Source organism: Porphyromonas sp. CAG:1061 (assembly GCF_000435035.1).
GTDB lineage: Bacteria > Bacteroidota > Bacteroidia > Bacteroidales > Porphyromonadaceae > Porphyromonas_A > Porphyromonas_A somerae.
Map to the genome: position 1 here is coordinate 13,514 of NZ_HF988909.1, position 9,220 is coordinate 22,733.

At 46.4% G+C, this 9,220-nt stretch carries 4 protein-coding genes, 2 tRNA genes and 1 pseudogene; all 7 read right to left on the reverse strand.

Translation table 11 applies throughout. The annotated features are described in order from the left end of the window. Nucleotides 1-148: 148 nt before the first annotated feature. On the reverse strand, nt 149-2,608 hold the full coding sequence (locus QVO39_RS04320; protein WP_021903158.1) for a S8 family serine peptidase: 2,460 nt from the start codon (nt 2,606-2,608) through the stop codon (nt 149-151). 13 nt (nt 2,609-2,621) lie between these two features. Further along, nucleotides 2,622-4,325: a BACON domain-containing protein gene (locus QVO39_RS04325; RefSeq protein WP_021903159.1), complete on the reverse strand. Its 1,704-nt coding sequence runs from the start codon at nt 4,323-4,325 to the stop codon at nt 2,622-2,624. Nucleotides 4,326-4,342: 17 nt separating this feature from the next. Then, entirely contained in the window at nt 4,343-6,106 is a 1,764-nt protein-coding gene (locus QVO39_RS04330) for a BACON domain-containing protein (protein WP_021903160.1), read from the reverse strand. Nucleotides 6,107-6,327: 221 nt separating this feature from the next. Continuing rightward, nucleotides 6,328-6,402: transfer RNA gene (locus QVO39_RS04335), tRNA-Val, on the reverse strand. A 24-nt stretch (nt 6,403-6,426) separates the two neighbouring features. Then, nucleotides 6,427-6,501: transfer RNA gene (locus QVO39_RS04340), tRNA-Val, on the reverse strand. 148 nt (nt 6,502-6,649) lie between these two features. Next, a complete protein-coding gene (locus tag QVO39_RS04345) occupies nt 6,650-8,779 on the reverse strand; it encodes a peptidylprolyl isomerase (protein WP_021903162.1) in 2,130 nt (709 codons plus the stop codon). 138 nt (nt 8,780-8,917) lie between these two features. Further along, nucleotides 8,918-9,220, reverse strand: a pseudogene (locus QVO39_RS04350) (YihY/virulence factor BrkB family protein); the annotation flags it as partial.

Below are 9,220 nucleotides of genomic sequence, written 5' to 3' on the forward strand. Positions count from 1 at the left end.
GCAAATGCCGAGTTGCAACTCAGTAATTGCTTAGTTGCAACTAAACTTTTGCCCTCTTACGAAGGGAAGGAGGCAAGGGTAGAGAAAGGGCAAAAAAAGAGGGTCAGGAAAAGTCCCGACCCTCGCTAATTGAAAATTGATAATTGGATTATTTCACCTTGAAGTGAAGAGGCACCTGTGACGAAGTGATACCATCAGTGGCAGTGATTATGATGATCACCCGTCCCTTTGCTTTTGCATTATAGGTGAGCGTCTCACCAGAGACGGTAGCCTCCATTACCTCTGGTCGCTCTGAGCGTGCTGTGAAGGTAAGGGTGGCCCCCTCTTGATACTTGAAGAGAGTTGGTAGCTTTACCTCGCCCTTATTCCCTATCGAAACGGTTTGCTCGCTGAGATTTTTGAGCGGTGTCACGGCTTGATACTGGCTGATGTGGTAGCTAATAACCTCTTCGGTGCTCTTACCATACTCATCTGTCAGTACCAGTGTGATTTCGTGGTCACCTGCTGCTTTGATTGGTGCTATCTCTATCTCTATTACCTCTCCATTGCGGTGGTGCTTGATTCCATAGAGATCACCCTTGAGGGCGTAGCTCCACTTGTGTTGGTCGGGGTCATTGACCTTAAGGGTCAGATGCTCCCTTTGGTTGGTAGCTAGCTTTATCATACCCTTTGGTAGACCATCGGTCACGATAGGAGCCTTATTCTCCTTAGTAGTGAATTGCCCTTTGGCTAGTTTGGCCGAGTGATTACCGAAGTAGTCTACCGCCTCAATCACATAGTGGTAGAGTGTGCCATCGTTGATGCCCTTGAGCAAATACTTAACCATCTGGTTGTCGCCACGGCTATCGGGGTATACCTTGATAGGCTTTAGGTCCTTGGTAGAAGCAATCTCCTTAGTGTCAATGTAGAGATTGTAGTAGTAGGCTTCTCCATTATGGGCATCGGCATCTTTGGAAGTAGCCCATGTGAATTGGGCCGTAATGTAGTCGGGAGTGACACTTACCGACTTTACCTCTTCGGGTGCATTATCCTTATTCTCTAAGAGTGCTATGCTTGCATCAATATAGCCTGCACCTAGCTTGCCCTTGAGTATTGGGTTGAAGCTATAGATGTCGTAGGGTCGCAATGCAGAGAGTAGGCGCTCTTTGAGCATCTCATTGGTAAAGCCCTTGCCCCCAAACTTGGAGACTACAAGTGCAGCAATACCTGATACGTGTGGGCAAGCCATGGAGGTTCCCTGCATGTAGCCATAATCATTCCCTGGGATGGTGCTAAGCACACCTGCAGTCATTCCGAAGTCTTGGTCGCCACCGGGAGCGGTAATATCTACGAAGGCTCCGAAGTTGGAGTAGTAGGCTTTCTTAAAGCCCCAACCCATAGATGCCACGCTGATACAGCCTTCGTAGGCACCTGGGTAGTTATTGTACTCTAGCCCATCATTACCTGCTGCGAAGATAATGACACCACCCTTCATCGGGGAGTCGGGGAGTTGATTACCATCTTTATCACAGCCAGCATTCTTGATAAAGTAGTCCATTGCCTCTTTGTCGTACTCGGGCAATTGACCTGGACCAGGGGCGATGTAGCCCCAAGAGTTTTGGCTAATGACTGCTCCATGATCGGCTCCGTACACAATTCCATTGACGCCTGGTACTGTCTTTTCACCCTTGAAGCCAAAGATCTGTGCATTAATAAGGATTACCCCGGTTCCCGCCTCACCATTACCGCCAGCGACACCAGCCACACCTATTCCATTATTATTGATGGCTGCAATGGTGCCGGCTACGTGGGTACCATGGTCGGAGCTTTTGCTTTCGATCTGTCCTTTGCCTTTAAGCTTCTGAGTCTTCTTATCCACAACAAAGGAGAAGCTTCGATCTAGGTCTACTCGACCGGCGAGGTCTTCGTGCTGATAGTCAATACCAGCGTCCACCACACAGACTACTACCTCTGGTCGGCCACTCTCCACTTGCCAAGCCTCTTTTAGGTTGATGTCGGCTCCTGCTAGAGAACGTGCCATCAGGCTACTACCAGTGTTATAGTAATGCCACTGGTTGGGCAATAGGGGGTCATTGAAGTCGCCCGAGCCCAAGGCACGAGTAGATGCAAGTGCCTCACTAGAGATGGGCGTTGCCTTTGTCTCTGGTTGTGCGACAGCATACTTCAGCTCTACGTACTCAAAAGTCTCAGTAGCACCTAGTACCTGCTGTGCCTCTCTTGAAGAGATTTGGCCATCGAAGTTGACGATCATCCAGCGGTCAAGGCCTGCCTTGTGACGGCGCTCACGATACTCAGGATAGTCAACGAAGAGAGGCTCAATACTTACAGCTCCAATTTGGCGAAGGCTGGACTGCACTTCGGATGAGGCACTTCGGAGAGAAGTATTGCCTGCTGCCTTGAGGAGCTGTAGGTCGGAAGGCTTTAGCTTTACGACCACTTGCCCAGAAATGATGGAGGGTGTGAGCTGGTCTCGATCGCCCTCTTGCTCTACTTTCTCTATTGGTTTTTCACCTCTCTGCAGCAGGTCTTGCTGACATCCACCCAATGGAAGCAAGGCTGCCATCAGTGTAGCAAAGTAGAAATAGATGGTTTTATTATGTTGTTTCATCTGTAAATACTATTTAGAAGTTTCTGGTATTGTACCTACGAGCTGGCACACTGGTGAGTGTCTCTTGAGGCTCTTGCAGGTTGTTGGTTGCTACAGCCGAAGTGCCACTCTCTTGAGGTAGCTTCTCGTACCTAATGGTAGCGGTCTTTTTAGCACCAAATATCTCTGGGCTCATATACATTAAGACTACCATCTTTAGGCCTTTCTCCTTATTGACAAAGTTGACGCCATCCATATTCATACCGTAGAATATGAAGCCCTCACTCTCGGCCAATGCTTCAAACTCTGGCGTGGTTCTAAACTGTCCAGGCGAGGTCTCAAAGATGACACGCTCACAATCATTGTAGCAAAGACGTAATAAGCGTACGCTCTGTAGCTCCTCTGGGGTTGACCTTAATAAAGATAGGTGGAACTCGTAGAAGCGGAACTCCTGCTTATCCACATCAGTCTCTTGATTAGTTTGATAGATAGCTGCCCACATCTCATCGGGGTGCTGAGGGTCGTTATTTCCAATTGGCATCTCAATGAGTACCTTACTACCAAGCGATTTCTCCCATGCGGAAATATCTTTGAATTTCACCCTTGGGTCGTAAATCCTCTTCTGAATTTCATCGGTGTAAACCGGTAGCTTATCGAATGTAGGAAGAGGTTTATCGGGTAGATACTGTGGATTGAAACGGACATAATATTCATTATACCTTGTTTCATGAAAGAGTGATGCCACGAGGAACCCATCAGGGCTGATCAGCTTGGGCGATTCGGGCTTACTATTGTAGCGCTCCTTGTAGCCTAGATCTTTCAGATACTGCAGATAGCCACCCTCCTTTTGAAACTCCTTTGGGTCGGAGAGAAGAATCATCACCTGGTCATAGACGAAGTGCGAATCAAGACTATGGAAATAGTTGATCTCAGGAAGCTTTTGGCTAGAGGTCTCGAAAAGTAGGGCATCTGGTGAGCCGAAGTCACTATCGCCAAACTGGATCTGAACGACTTTAAAACCCCTAGCTTCCTCATAAGCGACAAGGTCTTTGTAGACCATATACTTGTGTGATTCTTGGTAGGGAACAAAGTACTCCAATTGACCAGCCTGCTCCACAGTAATGGTGAGCTCGGAAGCGTCGGCTTTCTTTATTGTGACGATTGCTTGCCGTGGCTCGGTGCTGTGATTGCGAGGCGCTGCCAGCTTTATGGACTGGCTATCTTGCAATGGAGTGATTGCGAGCCACTCTTCAGAGGCAGTGATCTGATCCCAACTTATCTCTCCACCGATTACCTGAAGGTACTTTTCGCCACCCATACTAGGTAGTTGGAGTTTGTCACCAGAAAGCTGGGAGAGGTCTAGCTGTAGATCTGCCCCCTTTTGGGATACTGTGATATGGCGTACCAAATTATTATCTGAAATGACAGATACTGTGGCATGCCGCTCTTTACTGCTATGATTTTCGGTAGTCGCTATAGCTAGTTTGTTATCAGACGGAGTGACTGTAAGCCACTCTACTTGTGGAGTGATGCTGTAAATCCAATCTATAGCATCGCCACAACGATTGCAAACTTTGACATTGACCTCTTGCACACCTGCAGATCGGTCAAAAGAAAGCTCGGACTGAGAGAGCTCAATACTTCCGAAGTCGGCCTCTGTGGGCTTATCTTTTTGGCAGGAAGCTAGAGCTACTCCTACTATTAGGAGTCCTATTAATTGTCTTATATAATGTCTCATAGTTGATTAAGCTCCTATTAGAATGACTTCTTGGCACTCCGGCTATGGAGTGATTCGTGCACACGTATGCGTGGGCTAGTATGTAGGTAGTCAAGAGCCTTGAAGTCGCCCTTCTTTACGGCTTGGAATGCTCTCTGCTCCTCACGCGATAGTGCTGTGGTGCCTTGTGGCTGTATGAATAGAGTATAATAACCAATCATCAGTGAAGGCTTGTTATCATTCACATCAGTGAATTGCACTCTCCTGACATAGATTACACGCTCTTGAGTATCGCTTACAGACTTCCAATAGTAATAGGCCTGGGAATCTTTGTCTACCCCATCAAATTGATAACCTGCATCGAGTATCAAGTTCTCTAGCTCGTCAGTGATAATATAACGACGCCCCTCCTCGCGTATACCCCAGCTTAGGTTGGAGAAATACATGGCTTGATCTGCAACGGTCTGGACATAATCAGCCGTAGAGTTCTTTGGGGTGCTGGTAAAGAACCAGTAGGTATGATTAATAGCATCGTATTGAGCATCACTCTTCGCACACTCGAAACCTGCTGCCTTGTATAGCTGAGTGCTTTGGTCTTGATTGATAAATGAAGTCTTAGAGCCTGCTTCACCCTCAAGGCGGATGATGTCTGCTGCCTTGTATTGAGTATTGGATAGGCGATCTAGCCAATTGCCTTTACCTACAGGTAGGGTTGGGAAGGTGGGGTATTTCTTCGTCTGGGGGTAGTAAGGGAAGAAGGCGACCACTGCCCCGCCTTGCTTGATCTCTATCTGAGCATTGATTGCTTTCTGTGTATTACGATATACCAATACAAGGTCTTTGCTTGCTTCCTTATCCTGAACATAGCCATTGTCTTCTAGGAATGCTTGGTACTCCTTTAGCTCTACCTGAGCAGCATCATCATTTATATATAGAATTGACTGAGCTACCGTATATTTGAGCTCCCCTAGATTGCGCATGTATGCAAACATTGGCATGTAGTCGCTATTGGTGATGAATTGCATCACAGTAGGCACCTCTTCTTTTTGGAAGTTATCATACTTGCCTTGCTGGTAGCCTTGTAGTATGGAGCCACGCTCTTGCTCATAATTAATAAGCTCTACATCGGTATGGCTTCGGGAAGTTGGCTCAAATGGCAATAAGTATTTTGCCACCCCTTTTTGTGTGATAAGCAAACCTACCTGCTCACCATTCTGTGCTTTAGCAATCAGCGTGGTAGATCTGCTCTCATACTCCTTATTGGCAGTAACCTTTACGATAAGCATCTTTGCCCCATCACCGCCTACTACTGAGAGCCACTCTTTAGCCTCCTCCTCTATAGGCTCAAAGTGCCAGTCGTCGCTATTCGTAGCAATCTGTACCATCTTCTCGCCTGCCTTATGTGAGAAGACCAGCTCACTCTCTGAAAAGCTAAAGAGTAAGTCGCTTGCAGACTGGGTAACATAGACTTTTTGCACACCTGCAGGGCTAGAGATAATAACTTCTGCTTTACGCTCCTTTCCTAAAGTGTTGGCAGTAGCTGTGAGGGTGAGTTTGTCATTATCTTTCGTTGGAACGAGCCAGCTACTCTCGCCCACATTGGAGATATAGCTCCATACCTTGGTGCCAGAAATAGTTAGGACCTCCTGTCCACCATCTTTGTTAAATACCACATTGGTCAGGCTTACTTCTAGTGCCCCATCATTGATCTCGTTATCCGAAGATGTGCTACACGCTGTTAGTTGTAGCAGAAGTAGCACGATAGGTGCTACAAATAGCCATAGCTTAGCTCTTTTTCCCATAGTTCCTTTTGTTAATTGTTTGTTTGTTAGTTTTAGTTGTTTCGTTTAGGCGATAACCATTACAAATTAACCAAAAATAAATGAGATTATAGAGCTTTTACATAAGAATTTTGAGGGCAAGACTACCCATATAGACGCCCTACCCCACTAGAGGAGATAGAGATAAAAAAAACCACTGTACTCCCATTAGTAAGTACAGTGGAAAAAACGATCATTATGAGTGGACCCTGAAGGATTCGAACCTTCGACCCTCTGCTTGTAAGGCAGATGCTCTAAACCAACTGAGCTAAGGATCCGATATAAATGACAAAACTAGTGAGTGGACCCTGAAGGATTCGAACCTTCGACCCTCTGCTTGTAAGGCAGATGCTCTAAACCAACTGAGCTAAGGATCCGATATAAATGACAAAACTAGTGAGTGGACCAAAGAAGTCGCCAAAGTTTTTTTTGAGTTACATAGAATATAAGTTGAATATAAAATGAGAGACACCCTAGACCTAGGTCTAAGGTGTCTCTATGTATTTACAAGTGTCGGATTAAAGATTACTGAAACTTGTATCTGCGGTCTTTAATATCCGACTTCTGGATGATATAGGTAAGAGCCTGTGAACGAACTATGCCCTTACGCTCAGCATCGAGTAGCCCCTTAGTATCTGCTTCCGTAGCAGGATCCTCAGTACGATTCAGAGCCTTAACGAGGTAGACACTACGCACTCCCTTGAGTGGTTGTAGACTCTCTACTGGAGCATAAGCAGCTGCAGCATTGATAGCTGGCTCGTAGCCGATACCTGCCAATCGTGTAGTATTGAACTTCACCGTGCTGAGGGTGTCGACCTGGCTATGTAGCTGCTCTGCAAAGGCCTCGAGATTGCTGTACTTAGCACCTGTGAGTTGCGCATACATTGCCTCTACCTTCTTCTCGTCACGTACGATATCAGTTACTTGATCCTTTACCATTGCTAGTGGGATCACCTTATCGGTAAATGAAGAGTTGAGACGCACAAATACCCACTTATCTCCACACTCCGTGATATCGCTAACCTCACCTGGCTTAGCCGACATTGCCCACTTAACTAGCGAACGGCTATTCTCGATGCCCTGAGTAAGCATAGGCTGGTCTGCACTCACCTTAACATTTGGAAGCACCTGATATCCCTTATTGAGTGCCAATGAATCAATATCTTTATCCATGTTCTGAGCAATGAAGCTACTGATATCATTGTAGAGAGCAGTCTGCGTATCATTGCTTGCCACGATATTTCGCTGTGCAAAGGCCACCTTGTACTTAGCCACATTGTCCTTAGCCTCGTTGACAAGCACTATATGCTCACCATATTGCGACTTAAATGCAAAGGGCACTCCGACGGTTGCCTTATAAATAGCATCGCTAAAGTCTTCGCCTAGATATTGAGCTGCAGTGGCCTCATTGAGCCAAGTGATCTCTCCACCATTGGCCTTGGTATTGGTATCGATCGAATAATTAGCAGCCAAAGTGGCAAATTGACTTGGATCGGCTTTCAATACAGTGAGAAGGCTATCTACAGTTGGCTGACCAGCTTGTGCAGGTGCCAGCATGATGTGGCTTACTCTCAGCATCTCTGGCGAAACCTTCTTATCCAATAGTTTTGCCACACTTACAGACTGTCCAAGGTCATAAACCTGAGAAACCTCTCCTACTGGAGCCGACTCAAGGAACGCAGCAAAGTCAGCAGGGAAGATAGGATTATTAAATTCACCAATTGGAAGATAGTAATCAACGTACTTCACATCAGAGTAGTCCTCCAAAACGTTGGCTGGGTTCTCGCCAGCCTTAAGTGCCTTCTCCGCCTCGGCAATATCACTCTTTGCCGACTCCACATCGCTAGATGATGGAGTAATAGTAGCATAGATCACATCTAGGTCAGCACCGCCATTTTGTGAAGCAAATAGCTCCTTATGGCTATCGTAATAGGCCTTGATATCTGCGTCCGTCACTTGAACATCTGCATCAGGCGCTTGAGCTACGCTTTGCTGTACATACGCGAGGTCTGCCACTACGCTATTAGCCTTGGTATAGTAGGCTAGCTCTAGCTTGTTGGCTACTACGGCACCCGATATCAGACTAGTGTACTTCTCACCTAGCTTATTAGAGCGAATATCATCCTCTAGCTGTACCCAAATGGCCTTATACTGATCAATGAGTGCCTGCTCTTGAGGAGTGGCTCCCTTTGTCTTGATCTGCTTAAGGAAATTGAGAAGAGCAGCCCTATCAAAGAGCCCCGTCTCGGGATTGGTAAATAGCCCACTCTGTAGGATCATTGGAGATAGATTATCCCCTTGCACTAGGTCAAATGTCTCTGCAGGAGTCACTGTGAGACCAATCTTATCAGCCTCTTCGGAGAGTATTTGCTTGCTCACCATTGTCTGATAGACCATATTGCGTACTTGCTGAGTCTCCGCCTCACTTAGGTTGCGGTTCATCTGCTTGTACTGCTCCATTGTTTGGCTCACTGCCTGCTCATAGTCTTGGATCTTCACCTTATTGCCATTGACGATGAAAGCATCCATCTCGCTGTCGCGATAAAGCGACGAAAACCAATTGCCCACATCCCCAAAGATAAAGGCAAAGAGACCCAAGCCGATGGCTATCACTAGGATGACTGCCCTGCTTCTAATCTTTTCTAATACTGCCATATATACACTAATGTTTGTTTACATGTTCCACATCTATCGTCACCGTTGGTGCACCCTGTTTCGAAGTGTACCCATTTGGTTTGCGAAGTTAGCAATTTTTTAGGACTATATCAAATATCCTTTCTTACGAATTTATCTCTACTCCCCCATTCCCTTGATATTATCAATGTCTACTACGGGTTGTTCGAGCTCAGTAAAGGGTAGTTGTCGAGCTAATCGTATGGCCTCCCACTCCTGGGCATACTCATCGTAAATATCCATTCGGAAGTTCTCAGAACCAAGTCGATCCATCGCTGTGAGCACCCTCTTGATCGTAATAGAGGTAATCTCGGAAGCAGGTGCATAGGTAACAGGCTGGCTGGACTTTTTCGACTCTATTGCCACTAGAAGGCGACAGGCGACTAGCTTATCTAGAGTATCTTGCACAATCACTATCGGCAG